Here is a 1,489-nt window from a genome sequence, read left to right as displayed (position 1 = left end):
AGACCCGGATCGGCAGCCTGGGTGGTAGCGGTCGGCGGCCGTGGAAGCGTTCGGGGTGAGCCGTGAATGCCTGGTCCAGGGTCTGGGCTCGGCGTTGCTGGTTCCCGGCGGCGGTGCCGTCGTGTACCGATGCTGCTGTGTGCCATGCGATCCCGGAATGGCGGTGCTCGTAATTGTAGTACCGGAAGAACGCCGCGCAGAATTGGCGTGCGTCCTCCAGCGAACCGAACGCGCCGGGAAATGCTGGGCAGTACTTCAAGGTTTTGAAGTTCGCTTCCGAGAAGGGGTTATCGTTCGACACGTGTGGCCGGGAATGGGACTGGTCGACCCCGAGCCGTGCATACAAGCCGGCGACGGTGTTCGATGTCATCGACGTGCCGCGGTCGGCGTGGACAGCGCCGGGTATGACACCGTTATTTGCTTCGATGGCGTGGAGGATGAATTCTTTGGCGAGTTCACCGGTTTCGGTGGTCCAGATCTCCCAATGGATCACCTTGCGGGAGAAGATGTCGAGGATGACATACAGTTGATAATAGATTCCGCGGGCGGGGCCTTTCAATTTCGTGATGTCCCACGACCACACCTGGTTCGGTGCGTCGGCCATCAGTTCGGGTTTCTTGCGCGGCGGGTGGATGGCTTGGGCGCGGCGTTCGCCGGTCTGGCCGCGCTCACGCAGTAGTCGGTACATGGTGGCCACACTGGCCAGGTAGACGCCCTCGTCGAGGAGCACCGCCCACACCTGCGCGGGTGCTTTGTCCGTGAACCGCGGCGAGTCCAGCACCGCCAGAATCCGGTCGCGCTCGGCGTCGCTGAGCTGCGCCGGATGCCGACCCGGCCGCCGTTGCCGGCGCGGGTGCGGTATCGGATTACGGCGCCGATACTCGGTGGCACGGGACCTTCCCAACAGCGAACAGGTCGCCGAAACACCCAGTAGCTGTTCCAATCCCGGCGTCTGCTGGGTGAGGATGGCGTCTACTTGCCGTCGGAATCCGCGCTCTCGGAGATCTGTTCCAAGAGCGCGAAGGCTTTTCCCGCCAGATCCAGGGCAGCCTTGGTCTTACCCAGTTGTGACTCGAGTTTCTCGTTCTTCGCCGCCAGCTGCGTGGAATCGGATTTCAATTTCCGGTTCTCCGCCCGCAGCCGTTCCAACTCCTCGGTCACCGGATCCTTCGCCGGTTTCCCGGTCGTCGCGGACAGTGTTCCCTTCGACTGTTGTTTACGCCAATGCTCGATATGGGAATGGTAGAGACGCTCCGACCGCAACAAGGCGCCGCGTTCCGGGCCGCCTTCTGGCAGGGCGTCGTATTCGGCGAGGATCCGCGCCTTGTACGCGGCGGTGAACGTGCGCCGCGCCGGCCGCCCCGTCTTCTTGCCCACCGGCCCATTCTGCCCCGCCGCCGTCGCGGCGGCCTGGTCGGCCAAGGTCATCGTCACTGCTCGATCGTTCCTGTCTCGCCCTGGTCTACCTCAAAGGAGTACAGCGTCCCCC

2 protein-coding genes are annotated in these 1,489 nt (G+C 63.8%); both read right to left on the bottom strand.

Annotation, left to right across the window (positions count from 1 at the left end):
• A partial coding sequence (locus ABZS43_RS36580; protein WP_355040589.1) for a DDE-type integrase/transposase/recombinase occupies positions 1-904 on the bottom strand: 904 nt, incomplete at its 3' end.
• Positions 905-972: 68 nt separating this feature from the next.
• Positions 973-1,434, bottom strand: a complete 462-nt coding sequence (locus tag ABZS43_RS36575) for a hypothetical protein (protein WP_225062796.1) — start codon at positions 1,432-1,434, stop codon at positions 973-975.
• Between the last annotated feature and the right edge of the window lie 55 nt (positions 1,435-1,489).

Source organism: Nocardia sp. NPDC005366 (assembly GCF_040606855.1).
GTDB lineage: Bacteria > Actinomycetota > Actinomycetes > Mycobacteriales > Mycobacteriaceae > Nocardia.
Note: the sequence above shows the minus strand (reverse complement) of the source record. Positions and strands in the feature narration are given on the sequence as shown.